The sequence below is a fragment of the Rickettsia endosymbiont of Pantilius tunicatus genome (assembly GCF_964291875.1).
GTDB lineage: Bacteria > Pseudomonadota > Alphaproteobacteria > Rickettsiales > Rickettsiaceae > Rickettsia.
Window position 1 is genome coordinate 1052407 of record NZ_OZ198175.1, and the last position, 19773, is coordinate 1072179.

Sequence of the window (19773 nt, forward strand, 5' to 3'; positions counted from 1 at the left end):
AAATTTTTATGCCATATTACCTCCAGATTTATAGTTATTAATACGATAACTTTTACCTTTTATGTTTAGTATATGAGCATGATGTACCACTCGATCAATAATTGCATGAGTTAATACTTCATCAGCAAATATTTCATTCCATTTTTCAAAATCCTTGTTTGTGGTAATAATGGTAGATTTATTTTCATATCGTTTAGCAATAATATTAAAAAAGTCTTCTACTGAATGTTTTGGCAATTGCTTAAACCCGAGCTCATCAAGAATTAATAAATCAAACGATAGGAGTAATTTAACCTTTTTGTGATAACTATTATCTGCTCTTGCAATATGTAAATTATAAAGCATATCCGATACCGTAGTAAAATATACAGAGTATTCTCGTGTTAAAGCTTTTAATGCTAGCCCAATGGCAAGATGAGTTTTCCCAGTTCCTGAATCACCTATGAATATTACATTTCCCTTAGTATTAATATAATCACAAGTTGATAAATCACTTATTACTTTGGCATCAACACTTGGTTGGAAATTAAAATCAAAGTCTTCTAAATTTTTAGTTACCGGTAATTTAGCAGCACTTTTACGGCGACGGTAATTATTATCCTTACGGTTAGATTTTTCATCTTCACATAATAGTGATAGAAATTCTTTAAATCCTAGTTTATTATTTTGAGCATAAATAATCCTTTCATTTAAACTATTGACTATACCTGATAATCTAAAGCTTCGTAGGTCATTAAATAAGTTCTGCATTATTACCTCCAAACTCTGGTAATGGTAAGTTTACTGCATTACTATTTAAAATATTCTTAATTTTAGAGTAAGAACTTATACCATAATGTAGTGCTCTATGACAGGCTTTATCTATTAAGTCATCATTGTAAACCTTACGTAAAGAAATGATGCCTCTGGCACAACGTTGCCAATCATTCACTCTTGTTTGTTGTAATGATTCTAATAATAAACTGCAATTATTCCCTATCTGCTGCATTTGTTGTTGATAATGTTCACTATATTCTATAAAACCTGGGCATAGACGTTTGTGTTTGGCATAATGAGACGGATTAGTGGTAAATATCCCCTTGCCCTCTGTTCTAACATGTCTTGCTATTAAATCATTTTGTATAGAAAATATTTGAACAAGTTTTGGGGACAATTGTACCATTACATCACTGTATATATATTTTGCTGGTACAGAGTAATAATTATTATCTATGGTAATATGACAATCTTTTGCTACTTTTCGATTATGCCAAGATGACAAATCAAAAGTTTCTAATGGTAAAGGAATTAAACTACTTCTTTCCTCTTGCTCAAACAGTTCTCTAGGTATTCTCTTAGTAGTACCATGTATTCGGCTATTGACCTTATTTAACCAATTTGCAAGACCATGTGTTAATTCTTCATATCTATCAAATTTACGACCAGCAAAAAAATTATTTTTAACGTATTTTATTCCCGACTCAACTTTGCCTTTTTCTTGCGGTTGATAAACTCGACAAGGAGAAAGTAAAATTCCATAATGATCGGCTAAGCACTTATATTCCTTCTGATATACTGGCTCATAAAAATTGGCATCTACCACTCCAGCTTTAAGATTATCAAGTTTTATTACTTTTGGACTACCAGCAAAATAATTAAATGCATTGATATGACATTGAATCCATGTTTGACAACTTTGATCAAACACTACTTCATAATAATCAAGGCGACTATAGCTTAAACGCATATTAAATACATATGCTTTAACTCTACGCCCCTTAGAATTATACTGTAAGCCTATGTCACCAAAATCTACTTGTGCTTCCTCTCCTGCTAAAGTATGAAAACGAATGCAACTGTTATCCTTAATTTTATATTTTTTGATATAACGGGTCAAAGAAGTATAACTGCTTGTATAACCTTGATTTTTTAACTCCTCAAAAATTCTTATGTAACTTAGATTTTTTTCTAATAACTCAATTATTTTTTCGTGCCAAAAATCCAAAACTGAAGATCGTTCATAGATTGCTGGGGATTCTGTACCAGCCTCTACATAGCGGTTTATTATTTTTCGTACTGTTTTGCGGTCTGTTCTTGTTAGTTTGGCAATATTCCTTTGACTATTGCCTTGTTTATAAAGGGTGATAATTGTTGTATACATATTTATTCTTATCATTGTATCACTAGATATTTACTTGCTTAATTATCTAGTGAATATTGCACATTAACCTTATTAGGTCACACCAACTTCTCTGGTCCCTTTTTCGTGCAATTTACTGGTCCCTTTTATTTTAGCAATGACAATTAATTACCAGTTATATATTATAATCTATTTTATCGTTAGATTTTTGTATTTGATGTTTATACTTTTCTTTATCTAATCCTGGAACATTATTTAATATTTGTGCTCCCTGTACTATCAATACCGGATAACCTTTAAATTCTTGTACCAAAAACTCTACTAAATTATTATCTTTGTCCAATAAAATATTATTCGCAAGTTCAACAGTTTCTTGCTTTTTAAATGGTACAGCTTTTACTATATAAGGCATCATATCGCTATCTTGTGAGCAAAATATAATATTGCCGTTATGCTCCCAGTTAATAAAATCTTGTATTTTTTTATTCTCACCTACTTTTAAATTATCAAATACTAACAACCATTTATCATTCTGCCCTAGATATTCCATCAACTCTTTTTTTACATTAGCCACCTCTTCTGCAATTACAGTTTTTTCTTCGGCTTTGTTAATAGCTTTTGCTAGTTTTAAAAGTTCATCGTTAATATTTAAATTGCAATCAATAAACCAGATTAAATTATAATTATCTTTATTTCCGTAAGCATACATTCTAGCTAGCTGGGTTTTACCCATCCCGCTGATGCCTACAATACTTGTTTGCCTGTATTTTTCTAGATTAGTTTTTATTTGATTTAATTGCTGTACATGATTTATAAAATAGCTGACTGGTGCAACTATATTATTTATAAGGGATAATAGATATTATAAATAATAATAATTTTTTTATTGCTTTTCCTTTATTTTAGTTGTCAATGTAACTTATATTTAATGTCAAATAATTTTAATCAACCAATCAAGAAAGAGCTTAATTTCCTTACTAATTATATGACTTTAACAAACGTTAACGTAAATCTTATTTGTTTATAAAAAAGTAATTTTAAGTGTTGAAACTTTTATACTTTTTTTACCAAAAGTCAATAAGAAATTTTACTGGGGGTTAAAGTTTAATAATGGCTAAATTTTGCAACATAAAGTTTAAAAAATATTCATTATTGTAATTTTTTACTTTTCACTTTGATTATAAGCTGGTACAAGAATGTATTTATATAAATTTATAAGTAACTTTATGGAAGATTTAAGCCGTTGGAAAGAAAAGTTTGAAGAATGCATTTATGCTAAAAAACTTCTCGATAAACTCAAATATTTAAACGCAAAAGTAGCAAACCAGATAAATCTTGAAGAAGTGAGGAAAGCAATATATTACGCCCGTAAATATCATGGCTCACAAATGCGTAAGTCAGGCGATCCGTATTATTCTCATCCGATTGAAGTAGCTATTATGGTGGCAGAGTTTACAGCCGCTGAAGCACCTAAGCTTTATACAGCTGTAATTATGCAAGCAGCACTACTTCACGATACTATTGAAGATACAAAATTAACCGAAGAAATGATTACTGAAATCTTCGGGGAAGAAGTAGCAAGCCACGTTGAAGGCTTAACCCGTATTAAACCTTATGGAAAAATTACCGCTGAAGAAAGTCTGAACATATTAGTTAAACAAAAACGATATGATACAGCTTTAATAAAATTATTCGATCGTATCCATAATGTACAAACCTTAGGAGCTAAATCACCCGAGAAAGCTAAAAAAATTATAGAGGAGAGCCTAGTTAGTTTTTTACTTGTTGCAGCTAACATAGATTACAAACTAGAACAAGAATTTACAGCATTATGTCTACGAGTTTCTGATATTGAATTTGAAAAAAAAGTAACATTTTCTAATGATAGCTTCCAGCTTCCATCTCTAACTTTTTAAAATGTCTTACTCCAAATGCATAACCGATTAGAATTGGAACTATAAAGAATAATAATCCCCAATGATTAAAATAATCTATCAAATAGATTGTTCCAAAAGACGAAGCAGCAAACATTAATGCTCTGGATATAGCATATATAAATATTATATGTAAAGCGTTTTAATACTGGGAATCTTGAGTAAAATACTCCACTTGCCGGAAAAGTTGTAGGAGCAAATACCACAATAAACAGTTGGAATAAAAGTAATTCAGTAGCGTTAGAGATATTATTTAATATAATAGGAGAAGCAAGAGCTACTACAGAAAATATTATTAATCTTACTTTAAGAATTTTTAAAGGATGAACTTTATAAGTTAAATAAGTAACAATGAATATACTTACTAATTCCGTAGCACAAACAATAAAATTTTGATGAATTACTTGAGCAGCACTATAGCCAAAGGAGCTTTTTAATAAATTACCGCAATAAACATAAGCGACATAAAACCATAAAGGTGCTCCACATTGTAGAAAAAATAAAGTAAAGGCTGTAGTTTTATTAACTTTTTCTTTCCAAATAGGACTTGATTTTAGACGATCACTATCTATACCTGCTCGCTCTACAGTTTCTTTTATTCGTTTTTTTGCATTAACAAAATCGGGCGTTTCTCTAAGAGCCTGTCTTGAAATTAAGGTTTAGTCAATTTTTTAAGCATAAGTGTAATCATATTGATATAAATAATATGTTCTGAAGTTTTATAGTTATGCTCATAGTCTTTACTCATACGACGAAAATTATTGAGCCAGCCAAAAGTACGTTCAACTATCCAACGCTTGGGAATCACTTTAAACCCCACTTGATCAACAATTTTACGAGAAATTGTCAGTAATGCTCTTACAGTTAAAAAACACCAAATTTGTAATGCTCCAGCATAACCACTATCTGCAAAAAATTTGATAATACTAGGATATTTTGCTTTTGCCTTGATTATTACATTTTTAGCACCATCTCTGTCTTGTATACCTGCTGAATGCACTTCACATGATAATACTAAACCAAGTGTATCTGTAACTATATGGCGTTTCCTACCCTTAATCTTCTTGCCTGCATCATATCCTCTAGCTCCCCTTTTTGGGTAGTCTTAACAGACTGACTATCTATAATCCCTACAGTAGGAGTGGATTTCTTACTTTCTTTCTCCCTTACTTTTTGGACTAATCTATCATGTATTTCTTGCCATCTACCATTCTTACGCCAACGTAAATAATAGTCATATACTGTTTGCCATGGGGGAAAATCTTTAGGTAATAATCACCACTGACAACCACTCCTCATTACGTAACGAATGCCATTAATTATATCTCTTATATTATGTTTACGTGACCGTCCTATCTTGCAAGGACCAACAAATGGAGCTAAATGTATCCTTTCTTCTTCCACTATATCACTGGGATACATATTCCTACTTTATTATTTTTTGACAATATAAATTATTTCTTATATCTTTTCAAGACAGGCTCTAAGATTAGTTCTTGCAACAGCTCCTACTACAGCAATAGCTGCACCAAACCAAAACGCAATACGCCAATCAAAACCAAAAGAAGTAACAAGTGTTCCGATTCCTAATGCAGCAGTTGCCCCTAAAGTTGTAAAAATAGTAAGTGAGGCTACCACCCAATAACGTTGAGGAATTTTAACTAACTCAGTTAAGTAGAGTTGTGCACCTACTAATTCTCCCATAGAAGACATACCTTGAGCAATTCGGCAAATCGTAATCACAACGGTTGCAGTAATGCCAATTTCAGCATAAGTTTTTAAATTAGCCATTACAAGACAACACAGCGACATTAAAAAAGTCGTAATAATAACCGTGGCTTTACGCCCTATAGTATCTCCTATCCAGCCAAATATTAAAGCCCCGATAGGTCTAAATACATATGTTGAGCAGAATGCAGTAGCAGAATAAAAAGTTGCTACTCGTGTATCAGCTCAGGAAAAAATAAATCATTAAGAAGTACTGCCATATGAACATATAGCATGAGGTCGAAATATTCGAGAAATGTGCCTATAGATAATAAGCCTATGGCTTCTTTTTGATTGCGAGTTAAACTAACTTGCTCTTTTTTATAACCTAGCATAAATCCTTTACAAAAAATTGGATTGTAAAAAACTTATACCTTTTTATATAAAAGTCAATAGAAAATTTTACCGGAGGTTAAAATTTATATAGCAAAGTGTGAGCTTAATGCACTTTGGGAGCTATGACAAGATATGTTATTATACTGCACTATAATAAAAAAGATTGCAAGCTATTTTTTCAAAAAAATATAAAAAATTATCAAATATGTATTTTTAGGTCTTTTTGCATGGGTTGAACCACGCTTTATTGTCATCCCTGCGTGGATCATTCTCCCCTGTAATCCCGTGATTTATTCACGGGATTACAGGGGAGAATGATCCACGCAGGCAACGCCTATGCAAAAATAACACAGATACAGAATAATATTTTATTTTAGCCTAATAATTCTACTTTAGGTGCTATTTGCATTAAATGACCAAGTTGTCCACTATCTACCGGTAAACTGCACATAATCTTTTTAAAGATACAAAATGCAGGATAACCAGGCTTATCCTTAAAATAAATTGGTGGATTTGGTAAGGTTAATTTTTCTAATCTACCATTAGCATTATAATCAAGCTTTAGATGTGCTGTGCCCTTTGGATGTGTTGCAAACTCATCATTTAATTTTATACCGTTTAAATAAGAAAAAACAAATTTTATGGTAGGTGTTTTAATATTTTCTAAAGCATCAGGAATTTTAACAGCTCTATATTGCTTAACTTCGAATATATGTTGACCATTCACCCTAATTGTTAAATTAGTATTTATTGTTGCTTCTTGTAATTTTAACGCAATTTCAGGATGTTCTTGATCTCTAAGTAAAATATCTCTATACGAAATATTTGAGGATGTAACTTTAGGAGCAACAACCGGAACAAAAGTAGCTTTGGGAGCAGTGGAGGCTTCAGGGGCTTTACTAAACATACCCTTAAAAAAAGATTTTAACCCTGTAGCTTCTTGTTTACTCTCTGCTCTTTTAGGAGCAGATGGTGGGTTGTTACTATAACTCTCAACAAAAAAATTATTCGCATCTGAGGCTTTATAAGGCTCTGCTATATTTAGGTCTGGCGTGCTATCACTTACTGGCTCAACAAAAACTGACCATTTCTTCATTTCTGTCCCTTCATTTGGGATCGAATCATAATAAGAATGCCCAGACTCTTTTTTAATTAAATTATCAAAATCTTTACCACGAGCCATTATCTCATCCCACTTCAATTCTCTATTTTTTACTTCTGCTTCGTGGAATTTTATTCTTTCAATACATTTAGCTGCTAATTTCTGTATCTCAGGTGATATAACTTCTTGACCGATAAGTTTTATTGTTTCTTTATCGCCTAGTTTGACTCCAATAGCCATGGTTAAGTAAATTAAAAACTCATCTTGCTTTATCCCATAACCATATATTAAACTTTGGGCTAAATAAAAAGCTGTTTCTTTCACTCCTATGGTAAGATTTAAAAATAAATCCCAAGCTACGTCTTTATTTCCATCATCTGACACTTGTTTTAAAATTGCATTTGTTTTATATAATTCATGCACTTCGCACTTTCTACGTTCCTCATAATCTGCTAAAATTTCTTTTAAATTAGCTTTTCTAGCGTATTTATTTGATAAGTAAATATTAGTACCACTTTGATCATTAATTGGTATAGCTTAATGCGATAAGGTAGTGACTTTTTTAAGAGCATAGTAAACCGCATCAAAAAAGTGCTCAAAATTAGAAACAGTTTTTCTTATTTCGTTCTTGATTTTAAACCAGTAATGCTCAATAGGATTTAAATCAGGAGAGTAAGTTGGTAAAAATAAAATACTGCAACCAACAGATTCAATTAACGTTTTCACTTTTGTACTTTTATGAAAATTAATATTATCCATTACTACTATCTGACCAGGCTTTAACTCTTTGATCAATATCTCTTGTACATAAGTTTCAAAAATGTCCTTATTACATGTCCCATCAAATATTATTGGGGCAATAATATCTTTGGCAGACACCCCAGCAATCATACTAATCCGTGATTTATATTGATAGACCCTTTCACCATAACATCTTTGACCGATAATGCTCCACCCGTGTTCTCTACAGCTATTATCTTCTATCCCAGATTCATCGATAAATACTAAATCTTGTTTGTCTATAGTTTTTAGTTTCAATATAAACTCATTCCTTAGACCAACATCTCTTTTGGGATGAAGAAAAGTTTTTTTTATAACTATAACCTAATTTATTAAGCAATCTTGATATCGTACTTGCAGATACTTTTTGACTCCAGTTGTTAGCTAGTTCCATGGTGGTTTTATCAAAATTTAATTCTATAAATTTTTTAAATCCCTCTATGTCTCTTATTATTCTACGATGTCCTGTATGATAACCACTTTTTGCTTTGATATCGCCGGTTTGTTTCTTTAATTTTTTCCATTCTATTATAGTCTTCCTACTAATAGAGTATATCTCAGAAGTCTCTTTTATTGTTTTACCATCTGTTAAACTTTTTATTACTCGTATTCTTAAATCGTATGAATATGCCTTTGCCATAAGTTTTTCATTTAGTATAATCTAACTCATACTCTAAGTCACTATCTTATCGCATTAAGCTATACATCTTTCTTATTATCCTCATCATCTGCCATTGTCTTACCTTAAAATAATGCTATGTCTAAAATATTTAACTGATATTAGCAATTTAAATTTAAAAAGTTAACAACTAAAAAACTTTTTTCAACTATTTTACTAGAGTAATTTTAAAAATCATTGTAAAAATGCTACATTTTTGCTATCTCCTGATATATCAACCCACTCATTATCTATTTCCTGATTAAAATCTTGTAATTCTACTTGACAAATCGGATTAGGGTTCTCATCAATACGAAATATTTTATCCACGAAAAACTTCTCTTTCAGATGGTTAGCTAACTTAGGGAAAATATTATCATCCACCCAATCTTCTCGTAATTTTTTAGGAAGCTGCTTATAATATTTCTCGATTTCCGTAACATCGCCTAGCTCACCTATAGAAAGAGCATTTAATAATTCTTTTTTATACGCCTCTTTAGCTTTCCCTACAGCCAAAACGGAACAAAACATTAATGATCCTGATACCGCAGGTCCAAAAAATAGCAATAACCCCAGAGCCCCAACAGTTACAGTAAGTGTGCCGACCTCTATTAACGCATCTTTGGCTATATATAGTTCTTATAAGATTTTTTAAGTTCTTCAATAACAGGGCTATAATCGGGATTTTGATTTTGCATAAATATAAACCTCTAAAAAAATGTTTATTAGACTCGATTTCAGTTTTCCCGTCATTATGTCATTCCGTTGATCGCAGGAATCCAGTAATAAACAATGCCTACGCGGGAATGACATTAAGGGTGTTTTTCGATCCATGCGGGCAATACCCCCTTGCAATGACGATAACAAAAACTTACTCCACCACCTCCCCTATTTGCTCTATTGGCTCTAAGCCGTACAGTGATATCATGCGTTCAAGTACTCTTCCGGCAGTAGGTGCAGCAGTCCAACCAGCTGTTGCAAAGCCAAATGTTTCTTTAGTCGGTTTTGGCTCATCAATCATAATATAGATAACATATTCAGGCTTTGAGGCTGGTAGTAATCCCAAAAATGAAGTAGTACGGCTATTTTTAAGATATTTCTTTTTACCAGCATTGCTTGATAATTTTTCAGCAGTACCGGTTTTTCCACCAATCAAATATCCTTTTACCTCTGCCCTTTTACCTGTCCCGTCTTTTACCACAGTTCTAAATAACTGCCTCATTTGCTTTGAAGTATTTTCGCTAAATACTCTTGTCCCTTCAACCTTTTCATCATTTCTTTTTAACAAAGTAAGATCATATAAAATACCACCATTTACAACAGGTAGCATTGCCCTGACAAAATGTAAAGGACTAATTGAAATGCCATAACCATAAGACATAGTAGCACTAGTTAGTTCGTTCCATCTTTTTTCTGAAGGGAAAAGAGGAGTACCACGTTCCGGTAATTCTATTTGCACTTGATCTAGCAAACCTAATTTCTTTAAATATTTCCTAAAATTATTTTTACCTATTTCAAGCATAATCTGACTTACACCAATATTTGAAGAATACAGAAAAATATCCGGTACACTATGCCACCCTTGCTTTGGAGTATAATCCTTAATCTGAAACCCGCCGACTTTCATATAGCTTATATCATAAGCATCATTCATATTTATCGCACCAGTATCAAAACCGACCGCCATAGTCAAAGACTTAAACACCGAACCTATTTCATAAATTCCAAGGCTTGCCATATTAAAAAGCTGCTGAGGCTTTGCAATGCTTGGATAATGAGGATCAAAATCCGGCTTACTAACTAACGCTAGAATCTCACCATTATTAGGATTTGCAATAATACCCACCGCTCCTATAGCACTAAATTGCTTTAAAGTCTTGTCGATTTCTTCGCTTAAGATACTTTGCAACCTAATATCAATCGATAATTTAAGTGGCTCTTTCTGTTTTCCTGGCTTGTTTAAATCAAGATCGGAATTAGTTAAATATTTATCATAAGCAAGTTCGAGTCCACTAAGCCCCCCCATATCCCTACCAACATAACCCACGATATGAGATGATAAATTAGAAAATGTGTAAATACGCTTTTGTTCTTCTTCAAAATCAAAACCCAGCAAACCAAGACTCATTATTCTCTCTTGCTGACTAGGCAATAAATCTCTTTTAACCCATACAAAACTTTTATTGGATTTAAGATCAGCAAGTAGCTTAGCCTTGTAGATATCAGGCAGAATGTCAGCTATTTTTTTTACGGAAGTTTCGGGATCAATTACTATTTGCGGATTGGCGAATAATGACGCAGATGGTAAGTTTACAGCAAGCAAATTATCGTTACGATCGACTATTTCTTTTCTAAACTGGCTATTCTTTTTTAGAGCGTGGAGATTTTTATCATAAACATTAGTAGCAACTATTACGAGTCTGTAAGATAAAGTACAGAAAAGAAAAGAAAAAGCACCAATAACTATAAATAATCGGATTCTTGTATTTTTACTACAAACATTCCAGAATATTAAACTCTTAATATCAGGTTTCCACTTTTCTAAAATCTGTTTCATATTAATTTGTTTTGTTTCAAGCAGATTAATGTCATTCCCGCGTAGGCGGGAATCCAGCATAAAGCGAGATAAATCGAACTTTTAGTATTAAAAACTTACTGTATTTAAGCTTTTTTCTGGATTCCCGCCTACGCGGGAATGACATATGACACTTACTTCTCTCTACTTGAAACTGTCTGTATATATTTATTATTTGTAATTTTTTTATGTCTCCACTTACTATTGCTTTTAAAAATATTAATATCATGATCAAATTTAATATTTGAGGCAGTAATCGGTGATAACGGATCTCTTACCATTTGACAAGGTTTTACCGTTTGTAATTGTAAATAAGCAGTTGCAAGATTTTTTAACCTTGCTGGCGAGATGAGATAAGCTTTTTCTGCTTTCAAAATATGAATATTATTATTTTCGCTATTTATTTGTTTTAAAACACTACTTAATTGGTAATCAAGAGTTGAGACTCGTTCCTTAATAGTAAACAAGCTGCAAACTACTACAATTATCACTGGCAATACTAAATAATGAAATTTCTTAATACTCATAATTATATTTTCTTTGCTGCTCTTAGCTTTGCTGATCTTGCCCTTACATTTAAAGATATCTCTTTATCTGATGGTATTTCTGCTTTATTAGTAATAATTTTAAGCCATTTATCTGGGTTCAATATAACATCCTCTTTAGCATATTTTGACCTTGCTACCGGCTTTTCTGAATTTTCTTTAAAAAAATTCTTAACTATTCTGTCTTCTAACGAATGAAACGAAACAACAACTAAATGACCATCTTTTTTTAGTATATTTTTTACATTCGCTAAGAACTGCTCAAGCTCTCCAAGTTCGTTATTTATGTAAATCCTGATGGCTTGAAAAGACTTAGTTGCAGGATCAATTTTACCTTTTCTAAAACCTATACAGCTACGCACTATATCAGCTAATTTTCCAGTACTATCAATTCTTGTTGTTTTTCTTGCTTCTACAATTTTCTTAGCAATTCTTCTAGAAAAAGTCTCATCGCCATATTTATAAATTATATCTGCAATCTCTTTCTCTTCTGCGGTATTTATAAATTCTTCAGCACTAAGCCCCTGCCCGCTCATACGCATATCTAAAGGTCCTTCATGTAAAAACGAAAATCCACGATCTGGCATATCAAGTTGCATAGAAGAAACGCCTAAATCAAGCACTATGCCATCAAATTTTTTTGATTCAAGCTTTGCAAAACAATTACCAAAATTTGTTTCTACAAAATCAAATCTATCTTTATAATTATGTTTTATCTCTTCTGCTTTCTTAATGACATTTGGGTCACGATCCAAAGCTGTAACATAACAGTCACAATTTTCTAATATTGCTTTACTATATCCACCCGCTCCAAACGTACAATCTAAATAGGATTCACCAGCTTTTGGTGCTAAAAACCTTAGCATCTCGTTTAACATTACGGGTATATGAGGCTGTTGCATCAATTCGTATTCCTTAAAGTTAAACGTTTCTCATGAGCAAGTTTTTGAGCAGAAGCTAAATAATCTTTGAAATTCTGTGGTTGCCAAATCTCAAAAATTACTCCTTTACCTACAAAACATACTTGTTCTTCAATCCCCGCATGCTGCATTAAAGATGCAGGCAATATCACTCTACCCTCTCCATCAAATGAAAGCTGTACAGCTTCACCAAATATTATAGTTTCAAAAGCGTCTCGCTCTTCAGAGTACGGATCAAGCGACTCAATCATCTGTCTTAGCTTCTCAATATGCGAGATACCACAAGCTTCTATACAATTATTTCTGATAGATGGATAAGCAATTATCCCATTAAATGCTTCTTTCCCTAATACCGCTCGGTAATTTGCCGGCACTGATACCCTACCCTTTTTATCAATATTATTATTGATAAATTTCGATAAAAATATATTCATTGGTATTATTTGGGTTATCTTGGGATTTAATGGTAAATTATAGGATATTATAGGAATTAACCTAAGTCAAGGGATTTTAATTAATTGACTTGAAATATAAAATAAATTAAATAAAAATAATTAAGAAATATTAATAGTTTTTAAAGTGAGAATATAATTAAAAAAAACAATTTTTATTTTCTTGAAATTTTAGGTTATTTAATATATTAGCTTTTGGTTAATAATTAGTTATAGGCATTTTATGTTTGGCGATTCTTTATTTACTGAAAACTATGAAAATAATGATGATAAAATTATTGATCTTAACAGGATTTAAACTTTAACCGATCCTATAAAACCAAATATTTTATCATCAGATTTAGAAGATAAACTTGCAGAGTTAGGTTTAGTTGGCGAAACTATAGTAATTTAAATAAATTGATTAACCTGTTTTTCTAATTTTTCGAAATGGCGTAATCCTAAATAATAGAATATCGTCACAGGTATAGCTTAATGCGATAAGATAGTGACTTAGAGTATGAGTTAGATTATACTAAATGAAAAACTTATGGCAAAGGCATATTCATACGATTTAAGAATACGAGTAATAAAAAGTTTAACAGATGGTAAAACAATAAAAGAGACTTCTGAGATATACTCTATTAGTAGGAAGACTATAATAGAATGGAAAAAATTAAAGAAACAAACCGGCGATATCAAAGCAAAAAGTGGTTATCATACAGGACATCGTAGAATAATAAGAGACATAGAGGGATTTAAAAAATTTATAGAATTAAATTTTGATAAAACCACCATGGAACTAGCTAACAACTGGAGTCAAAAAGTATCTGCAAGTACGATATCAAGATTGCTTAATAAATTAGGTTATAGTTATAAAAAAAACTTTTCTTCATCCCAAAAGAGATGTTGGTCTAAGGAATGAGTTTATATTGAAACTAAAAACTATAGACAAACAAGATTTAGTATTTATCGATGAATCTGGGATAGAAGATAATAGCTGTAGAGAACACGGGTGGAGCATTATCGGTCAAAGATGTTATGGTGAAAGGGTCTATCAACATAAATCACGGATTAGTATGATTGCTGGGGTGTCTGCCAAAGATATTATTGCCCCAATAATATTTGATGGGACATGTAATAAGGACATTTTTGAAACTTATGTACAAGAGATATTGATCAAAGAGTTAAAGCCTGGTCAGATAGTAGTAATGGATAATATTAATTTTCATAAAAGTACAAAAGTGAAAACGTTAATTGAATCTGTTGGTTGCAGTATTTTATTTTTACCAACTTACTCTCCTGATTTAAATCCTATTGAGCATTACTGGTTTAAAATCAAGAACGAAATAAGAAAAACTGTTTCTAATTTTGAGCACTTTTTTGATGCGGTTTACTATGCTCTTAAAAAAGTCACTACCTTATCGCATTAAGCTATACCATAATAATTAATATTCCAATATATCCAAAATATGACCATACGGACCAAGTACATTGTATTGCGAAATATGAAAAGAAAGTTTTTAAATTTGTTTTTTGTTTTATAATATCATTATTATTAATTTGCTTTAAATCTAAACCGGTTTTTTCTAAGCTTAATTTTATTCTTCGCTTAGCATCAATAAAATCAGGCGTTTCTTTAAGTGTTGTACGTGCCATAGTACCGGTAATTGCAACTAATGCTTCGAACAAGAAAGCATAACGCCAATTTAAATTTCCGGAAGTCACAATAGTAGCAACTCCAAGTGCAACTATAGTAAATTAAGTTGAGGTTTGAGTATAGGGATGATATATATAAAGGAAAATGCCAAGATCATATAGTCAAGATTTTAGAAAAAGAGTTATAGGATATGTAGAAAGAGGTAATAGCTGCAATAGCACTGCGATAAGATTTGAAATAGCAGCAAACACAGTAAGGAATTGGTATAAGAGATATAAGTCCGAAGGACATTATTTAGCAAGAAGAATAGGAGGCAAAAAAGGACGGGTAACAAGTCAAGATGTTGAGTTGTACGTGAGTTCTAATCCTAATTTCACATTATTAGAAATGGGTACGTATTTTAATATGAGTTCTGTGGGTGCGTATTATTGGTTAAAGCAACTAGGTTTTAGCTATAAAAAAAAGACTTTTCCTACTTGGAAGCAAGTCAAGAAAAGCGAGATAAGTACCAAGAGGTCATAATAAGATACACCAATAGAACATCTTGTATATATTGATGAAAGTGGTATTGAGATAAATATCTGCAAAGATAGAGGATGGGGCAAAAAAAGCGAAAAACTTATTGGTAAAAAAAGCGGTAAATATTACAACAGAACAAATATCATAGCTGGTTATGTTAATAAAGAGTGTATAGCACCGATGATATTTAATGGAACATGTAATAGACAATTATTTGAAAGTTGGGTTGGAGAATTTTTAATAAAAGAGCTAAAACCTGGACAAGTTGTAGTGATGGATAACGCTGCTTTCCATAAGTCTCAAAGGACCAAAGAACTAATAGAATCAGTAGGTTGTAGGATAATATTCTTACCACCTTACTCCCCTGATCTAAATCCAATAGAGAAATTTTGGGCCAATATGAAGCGATGGATTAAAGCTAAAATTACTCAATTTGATCAATTATATAATGCTTTAATTCAATTCTTTAATACGCAAACTTCAACTTAATTTACCATAATACCCCTAGAGTTCCAAAGAGGGTAATTAACGCTACAGCAGGATACTGCACTGGAGGCTTTACCATCTCTGTAATATAAAGTTCAGCCCCTGTAACTTCCGTAGCAGAAGATATACCTTGCAACCCTCTAAGAAGCGTAATAAACACTGTTGCAGTAAAACCTATTTCCTCATAAGAAGGTAGGATAACCATACCTATACAAGTACATGCCATCATTATGGTTGTAATTATAATTGTCGGTTTACGTCCGATATTATCCCCAATCCAGCCGAATAATAAAGCTCCAAACGGTCTAAATACAAATGTTGAACAATAAGCAAAAGCGGATAATCTTGACTAACGAATATTAGAAATACCCTCAACGAACATTAAAATTACCTATAAAAAAGAAGTAACTATGGACAGTAATATCGAATAAAAATTTCTTTTTAAGATTTATTTATTATTCGAGAATTACTGATGACATGTACAAATAAACAAGTAGGTATTTTAATGCAAAAGATCAAAAAATATAATCAGATAATTTCTGCTGCAAAAGCAGGTATGAGTGTAAAAACAGCACGTAAATATTTAGGTGTTAATAAGTATCCAAGCGAATTACGAACAGTACGTAAATATAGGACACGTAAGGATCCATTTGTTAAGCACTGGGATGAAATAGAATCAATGCTAGGATCAGCACCGGAGTTGCAAGCAACTACCATATTAGCATATTTGACAGAAAAGTATCATGGAAATTATAATGGAAAGCAATTACGCTGTTTGCAGAAAAGGTTGAAACAATGGAGAGCTGAACATGGTAAGGATAAGCCAGTCATCTTTTTACAAAATATTCTTCCTGGCAAACAAAGCCAGTCTGATTGGACCAATATGAATCAATTAGGTATTTGTATTGATGGGAAACCATATTCTCATTTACTATTTCATTTTATATTGCCTTATTCATGTTGGGAAACTTTCAGCATATGCCATAGTGAAAGTTTTGATACATTAGCATCAGGGTTTGAAAAAGCTGTATGGGAGTTAGGTGGAGTTTTACCAGAGCATCGTACAGATAATTTAAGTGCAGCTACCAAGCAATGTGGTAATAGTAGACAATTTACAGAAAAATGGCAAGAATTGCTTGGTTATTACGATGTTGCACCATCGCGAAATAATCCCGGTGTCAGTCATGAAAATGGTTCTGTTGAAAAAAGTCATGATACATTTAAGCAAGCAGTGAATCAACATTTGCTATTACGTGGATCACGTAATTTTGTTGATTTAAAAGCTTATGAATTATTCCTTACACAAATTAAAGAAAAGCGCAATAGCTGTAGAAAAGAAAAATTAGCTGAAGAATTAGTTTATTTAAAAGAGTTACCAATCAGGAAATGGAATGCACCTACAATATTATCAGTACGTGTTAACCCAAGCAGTACAGTTAGTATTTTATCTGTAGCTTATTCTGTGCCTAGTCGCTTAATAGGTTATACTTTAAAAGCTTATATTTATTCTGAAGAAATAGAGCTTTACTATGGTAACAAATGTTTACAAAAAATGTTTAGAATCAGCAATGGCTATGTTATTGATTATAGACATATCATTGATAGTTTAGTACGTAAACCTGGAGCATTTGCCCAATATCAATATTATGAAGCTTTATTTCCACGTGCTATATTTCGTCAGGTATATGACCAGCTGATATCTATATATCCATATAAGGGGCATAAAATATATCTTAAAATATTACAATTAGCAAAAATGTATGGAGAATTGAATGTAGTTGCTGCATTAGAAATGCTAGTAGAAGAGAAGATTGAACCAATAATTGATCATATTACAGATTTACTAAATAGTCAGACTAAAACTGTTTGTTCAGTAAAAATTAATCAACCAGTACTGTCCGAATATGATCAATTACATTGCTTTAAAACAATGGAGGTCGCATGAGTAAAAAGATAATAACTCCGCAACCGCTAAATAATTTACTCAAGAACCTTTGTTTACCTACTTTTGCATCATGCTATAAATCAGTTGCAGAAAGCTTTGAGCAAGAAAAGAAAACATATATAGATTATCTACAAGAGTTAGCCATACGTGAGTTAGAACATAGACATCAGCAACGTATCGCCAGATTGCTAAAGCAAGCAAAACTCTCTCGAGATAAGTTATTAAGCAACTTTGATATTAAGCGTATCCCAGGATTATCGTCAACTAAGATCCAATATCTTGCACAAGGAGAATTTATGGATCGCTATGAAAATATACTTATTTTTGGTAATCCTGGTACTGGCAAAAGTCATCTTAGTATAGGTTTAGCACGTGAGTGGTGTCTTGCCGGTAGGCGTGTATTATATACAACAGCAGCTAATTTGGTTCAACAATTACTAGAAGCAAAGCTTAGTTTAAAACTTAAGCAAATTATTAAAAAATTCGATTATTTTGAAATATTGATAATTGATGATATATCATATGTACCATATAATCGTGAGGAAACTGATGTTTTATTTACCTTATTAGCTGAACGTTATGAGATGCGTAGTGTATTAATTACTAGCAATTTAGTTTTTGCAAAATGGAATTCCATTTTTAAAGACGAAATGACTACATCAGCAGCCATTGACAGATTGGTTCACCATTCTTCAATTCTTGAACTGAATACTGAAAGTTATAGAATCGCTACAGCAAAAGAAAAAAAATTAACTATAAAATTGGAGGATAATAATATAATACACTAGACAATATTTTTTACTCAAAAATAGGTAATTTTAATATTCGTCATAGGGAATTCTAATATTCGTTAGTCAATACTTTTACTGAATAAGGATTATTAGGAGAGAAAAATATTGTATTAAGTAGCACAGCCATATGAACATATATGGTAAATTAAGTTGAAGTTTGCGTATTAAAGAATTGAATTAAAGCATTATATAATTGATCAAATTGAGTAATTGTAGCTTTAATCCATCGCTTCATATTGACCCAAAATTTCTCTATTGGATTTAGATCAGGGGAGTAAGGTGGTAAGAATATTATCCTACAACCTACTGATTCTATTAGTTCTTTGGTCCTTTGAGACTTATGGAAAGCAGCGTTATCCATCACTACAACTTGTCCAGGTTTTAGCTCTTTTATTAAAAATTCTCCAACCCAACTTTCAAATAATTGTCTATTACATGTTCCATTAAATATCATCGGTGCTATACACTCTTTATTAACATAACCAGCTATGATATTTGTTCTGTTGTAATATTTACCGCTTTTTTTACCAATAAGTTTTTCGCTTTTTTTGCCCCATCCTCTATCTTTGCAGATATTTATCTCAATACCACTTTCATCAATATATACAAGATGTTCTATTGGTGTATCTTATTATGACCTCTTGGTACTTATCTCGCTTTTCTTGACTTGCTTCCAAGTAGGAAAAGTCTTTTTTTTATAGCTAAAACCTAGTTGCTTTAACCAATAATACGCACCCACAGAACTCATATTAAAATACGTACCCATTTCTAATAATGTGAAATTAGGATTAGAACTCACGTACAACTCAACATCTTGACTTGTTACCCGTCCTTTTTTGCCTCCTATTCTTCTTGCTAAATAATGTCCTTCGGACTTATATCTCTTATACCAATTCCTTACTGTGTTTGCTGCTATTTCAAATCTTATCGCAGTGCTATTGCAGCTATTACCTCTTTCTACATATCCTATAACTCTTTTTCTAAAATCTTGACTATATGATCTTGGCATTTTCCTTTATATATATCATCCCTATACTCAAACCTCAACTTAATTTACTATAGCATCAAATCAAAATATTCTAAGAAAGTTCCTATGGATAGTAAACTTATTGCTTGTTTTTGATTTTTAGTTAAAGTTCTTTGCTCTTTTTGATATCCCAACATAACTTCCTTATAAAAAATAAACTGCAAAAAGGGTTATATTT

The 19773-nt window shown here is 31.8% G+C and carries 24 protein-coding genes and 3 pseudogenes; 6 read left to right on the forward strand and 21 right to left on the reverse strand.

The genetic code is table 11. The features are described 5' to 3' along the window. Positions 1–6: 6 nt before the first annotated feature. The 3 genes from istB (ACICQC_RS06140) to ACICQC_RS06150 all read right to left on the reverse strand — a co-directional run bounded on the left by istB (ACICQC_RS06140) (position 7) and on the right by ACICQC_RS06150 (position 2828). On the reverse strand, positions 7–750 hold the full coding sequence (gene istB, locus ACICQC_RS06140; RefSeq protein WP_341790851.1) for an IS21-like element helper ATPase IstB: 744 nt from the start codon (positions 748–750) through the stop codon (positions 7–9). Continuing rightward, on the reverse strand, positions 734–2140 hold the full coding sequence (istA, locus tag ACICQC_RS06145; RefSeq protein WP_395476243.1) for an IS21 family transposase: 1407 nt from the start codon (positions 2138–2140) through the stop codon (positions 734–736). Before istA (ACICQC_RS06145) ends, istB (ACICQC_RS06140) begins: the two co-directional genes overlap by 17 nt. Positions 2141–2294: 154 nt before the next feature. Beyond that, positions 2295–2828 carry a hypothetical protein gene (locus tag ACICQC_RS06150; protein ID WP_395476385.1) on the reverse strand — a complete coding sequence of 178 codons (534 nt, stop codon included), beginning with the start codon at positions 2826–2828 and terminating at the stop codon, positions 2295–2297. A gap of 517 nt (positions 2829–3345) precedes the next feature. On the opposite strand from ACICQC_RS06150, the gene ACICQC_RS06155 reads away from it, so the two are divergent. Beyond that, positions 3346–4035, forward strand: coding sequence for an HD domain-containing protein (locus ACICQC_RS06155; protein WP_395476386.1), 690 nt, complete (start codon positions 3346–3348; stop codon positions 4033–4035). On the opposite strand, the pseudogene ACICQC_RS06160 reads toward ACICQC_RS06155, so the two are convergent. The 13 genes and pseudogenes from ACICQC_RS06160 to mraZ all read right to left on the reverse strand — a co-directional run bounded on the left by ACICQC_RS06160 (position 3998) and on the right by mraZ (position 13170). Next, positions 3998–4346, reverse strand: a pseudogene (locus ACICQC_RS06160) (proline/betaine transporter). The gene ACICQC_RS06155 and the pseudogene ACICQC_RS06160 sit on opposite strands and share 38 nt — an antisense overlap. Before the next feature lie 359 nt (positions 4347–4705). Continuing rightward, complete coding sequence (locus ACICQC_RS06165) at positions 4706–5113, reverse strand: transposase (protein ID WP_395477663.1); 408 nt, start codon at positions 5111–5113, stop codon at positions 4706–4708. Further along, positions 5089–5286, reverse strand: a pseudogene (locus ACICQC_RS06170) (transposase); the annotation flags it as partial. The gene ACICQC_RS06165 and the pseudogene ACICQC_RS06170, both read right to left, overlap by 25 nt. Before the next feature lie 42 nt (positions 5287–5328). Beyond that, positions 5329–5475, reverse strand: a complete 147-nt coding sequence (locus tag ACICQC_RS06175; RefSeq protein WP_395476387.1) for a transposase — start codon at positions 5473–5475, stop codon at positions 5329–5331. Positions 5476–5514: 39 nt separating this feature from the next. Continuing rightward, positions 5515–5940, reverse strand: coding sequence for an MFS transporter (locus ACICQC_RS06180; RefSeq protein WP_395477664.1), 426 nt, complete (start codon positions 5938–5940; stop codon positions 5515–5517). 50 nt (positions 5941–5990) lie between these two features. After that, the gene (locus ACICQC_RS06185) at positions 5991–6155 is read right to left on the reverse strand and encodes an MFS transporter (RefSeq protein WP_395476388.1); all 165 of its coding nucleotides are present in this window, start codon (positions 6153–6155) and stop codon (positions 5991–5993) included. Positions 6156–6529: 374 nt separating this feature from the next. Beyond that, on the reverse strand, positions 6530–7681 hold the full coding sequence (locus ACICQC_RS06190) for a hypothetical protein (protein ID WP_395476389.1): 1152 nt from the start codon (positions 7679–7681) through the stop codon (positions 6530–6532). Between the two features lie 114 nt (positions 7682–7795). Continuing rightward, positions 7796–8678 (reverse strand): IS630 family transposase gene (locus ACICQC_RS06195; RefSeq protein ID WP_395476390.1). Its coding sequence is split into 2 segments (ribosomal slippage): positions 7796–8350 and positions 8352–8678, totalling 882 coding nucleotides; the frame shifts between segments, so codons are not numbered across the junction. A gap of 213 nt (positions 8679–8891) precedes the next feature. After that, entirely contained in the window at positions 8892–9227 is a 336-nt protein-coding gene (locus ACICQC_RS06200) for a hypothetical protein (protein ID WP_395476391.1), read from the reverse strand. Positions 9228–9567: 340 nt separating this feature from the next. After that, a complete protein-coding gene (locus ACICQC_RS06205; protein WP_395476392.1) occupies positions 9568–11253 on the reverse strand; it encodes a peptidoglycan D,D-transpeptidase FtsI family protein in 1686 nt (561 codons plus the stop codon). A 152-nt stretch (positions 11254–11405) separates the two neighbouring features. Beyond that, on the reverse strand, positions 11406–11798 hold the full coding sequence (locus ACICQC_RS06210) for a hypothetical protein (protein ID WP_395476393.1): 393 nt from the start codon (positions 11796–11798) through the stop codon (positions 11406–11408). Positions 11799–11800: 2 nt separating this feature from the next. Further along, a complete protein-coding gene (rsmH, locus tag ACICQC_RS06215; protein WP_395477665.1) occupies positions 11801–12718 on the reverse strand; it encodes a 16S rRNA (cytosine(1402)-N(4))-methyltransferase RsmH in 918 nt (305 codons plus the stop codon). Beyond that, on the reverse strand, positions 12718–13170 hold the full coding sequence (gene mraZ / locus ACICQC_RS06220; RefSeq protein WP_395476394.1) for a division/cell wall cluster transcriptional repressor MraZ: 453 nt from the start codon (positions 13168–13170) through the stop codon (positions 12718–12720). The genes rsmH and mraZ overlap by 1 nt, the downstream gene beginning before the upstream one ends. A gap of 547 nt (positions 13171–13717) precedes the next feature. Between mraZ and ACICQC_RS06225 the strand changes: the two genes are divergently transcribed. Continuing rightward, a protein-coding gene (locus ACICQC_RS06225) for an IS630 family transposase (RefSeq protein ID WP_395476246.1) occupies positions 13718–14600 on the forward strand; the annotation gives its coding sequence in 2 pieces (ribosomal slippage) (positions 13718–14044 and positions 14046–14600; 882 coding nt in all). A gap of 1 nt (position 14601) precedes the next feature. Here the strand turns inward: ACICQC_RS06225 and ACICQC_RS06230 are convergent. Next, positions 14602–14895 (reverse strand): proline/betaine transporter, encoded by a 294-nt coding sequence (locus ACICQC_RS06230; protein WP_395476395.1) that lies wholly within the window; start codon positions 14893–14895, stop codon positions 14602–14604. Positions 14896–14971: 76 nt separating this feature from the next. Between ACICQC_RS06230 and ACICQC_RS06235 the strand changes: the two genes are divergently transcribed. Both ACICQC_RS06235 and ACICQC_RS06240 read left to right on the forward strand, forming a co-directional pair. Continuing rightward, positions 14972–15349, forward strand: a complete 378-nt coding sequence (locus ACICQC_RS06235; protein WP_395476240.1) for an IS630 transposase-related protein — start codon at positions 14972–14974, stop codon at positions 15347–15349. A gap of 57 nt (positions 15350–15406) precedes the next feature. Continuing rightward, entirely contained in the window at positions 15407–15835 is a 429-nt protein-coding gene (locus ACICQC_RS06240) for an IS630 family transposase (RefSeq protein ID WP_395477666.1), read from the forward strand. A 1-nt stretch (position 15836) separates the two neighbouring features. On the opposite strand, the gene ACICQC_RS06245 is transcribed toward ACICQC_RS06240, so the two are convergent. After that, complete coding sequence (locus ACICQC_RS06245) at positions 15837–16109, reverse strand: hypothetical protein (protein WP_395477667.1); 273 nt, start codon at positions 16107–16109, stop codon at positions 15837–15839. Positions 16110–16304: 195 nt separating this feature from the next. Here ACICQC_RS06245 and istA (ACICQC_RS06250) point away from each other — a divergent pair, with 195 nt between their 5' ends. Continuing rightward, complete coding sequence (istA, locus tag ACICQC_RS06250) at positions 16305–17777, forward strand: IS21 family transposase (RefSeq protein WP_395476339.1); 1473 nt, start codon at positions 16305–16307, stop codon at positions 17775–17777. Then, entirely contained in the window at positions 17774–18565 is a 792-nt protein-coding gene (istB, locus tag ACICQC_RS06255; RefSeq protein WP_395476338.1) for an IS21-like element helper ATPase IstB, read from the forward strand. Before istA (ACICQC_RS06250) ends, istB (ACICQC_RS06255) begins: the two co-directional genes overlap by 4 nt. Positions 18566–18713: 148 nt before the next feature. Here istB (ACICQC_RS06255) and ACICQC_RS06260 read toward each other — a convergent pair whose 3' ends face one another. The 3 genes and pseudogenes from ACICQC_RS06260 to ACICQC_RS06270 all read right to left on the reverse strand — a co-directional run. After that, the gene (locus ACICQC_RS06260) at positions 18714–19187 is read right to left on the reverse strand and encodes an IS630 family transposase (RefSeq protein WP_395477668.1); all 474 of its coding nucleotides are present in this window, start codon (positions 19185–19187) and stop codon (positions 18714–18716) included. A gap of 12 nt (positions 19188–19199) precedes the next feature. Then, positions 19200–19577, reverse strand: a complete 378-nt coding sequence (locus ACICQC_RS06265; RefSeq protein ID WP_395476240.1) for an IS630 transposase-related protein — start codon at positions 19575–19577, stop codon at positions 19200–19202. A 50-nt stretch (positions 19578–19627) separates the two neighbouring features. Further along, positions 19628–19732, reverse strand: a pseudogene (locus tag ACICQC_RS06270) (MFS transporter); the annotation flags it as partial. Between the last annotated feature and the right edge of the window lie 41 nt (positions 19733–19773).

Excerpts from the sequence above, each read along its gene's own strand:
- ACICQC_RS06265 (WP_395476240.1), bottom strand. The coding sequence starts at position 19,577 with ATGCCAAGATCATATAGTCAAGATTTTAGAAAAAGAGTTATAGGATAT.
- istA (WP_395476243.1), bottom strand. The coding sequence starts at position 2,140 with ATGTATACAACAATTATCACCCTTTATAAACAAGGCAATAGTCAAAGG.
- istB (WP_341790851.1), bottom strand. The coding sequence starts at position 750 with ATGCAGAACTTATTTAATGACCTACGAAGCTTTAGATTATCAGGTATA.
- istA (WP_395476339.1), top strand. The coding sequence starts at position 16,305 with ATGACATGTACAAATAAACAAGTAGGTATTTTAATGCAAAAGATCAAA.
- ACICQC_RS06210 (WP_395476393.1), bottom strand. The coding sequence starts at position 11,798 with ATGAGTATTAAGAAATTTCATTATTTAGTATTGCCAGTGATAATTGTA.
- rsmH (WP_395477665.1), bottom strand. The coding sequence starts at position 12,718 with ATGCAACAGCCTCATATACCCGTAATGTTAAACGAGATGCTAAGGTTT.
- ACICQC_RS06205 (WP_395476392.1), bottom strand. The coding sequence starts at position 11,253 with ATGAAACAGATTTTAGAAAAGTGGAAACCTGATATTAAGAGTTTAATA.
- ACICQC_RS06185 (WP_395476388.1), bottom strand. The coding sequence starts at position 6,155 with ATGCTAGGTTATAAAAAAGAGCAAGTTAGTTTAACTCGCAATCAAAAA.
- ACICQC_RS06150 (WP_395476385.1), bottom strand. The coding sequence starts at position 2,828 with ATGTATGCTTACGGAAATAAAGATAATTATAATTTAATCTGGTTTATT.
- ACICQC_RS06200 (WP_395476391.1), bottom strand. The coding sequence starts at position 9,227 with ATGTTTTGTTCCGTTTTGGCTGTAGGGAAAGCTAAAGAGGCGTATAAA.
- ACICQC_RS06155 (WP_395476386.1), top strand. The coding sequence starts at position 3,346 with ATGGAAGATTTAAGCCGTTGGAAAGAAAAGTTTGAAGAATGCATTTAT.
- ACICQC_RS06175 (WP_395476387.1), bottom strand. The coding sequence starts at position 5,475 with ATGTATCCCAGTGATATAGTGGAAGAAGAAAGGATACATTTAGCTCCA.
- mraZ (WP_395476394.1), bottom strand. The coding sequence starts at position 13,170 with ATGAATATATTTTTATCGAAATTTATCAATAATAATATTGATAAAAAG.
- ACICQC_RS06235 (WP_395476240.1), top strand. The coding sequence starts at position 14,972 with ATGCCAAGATCATATAGTCAAGATTTTAGAAAAAGAGTTATAGGATAT.
- istB (WP_395476338.1), top strand. The coding sequence starts at position 17,774 with ATGAGTAAAAAGATAATAACTCCGCAACCGCTAAATAATTTACTCAAG.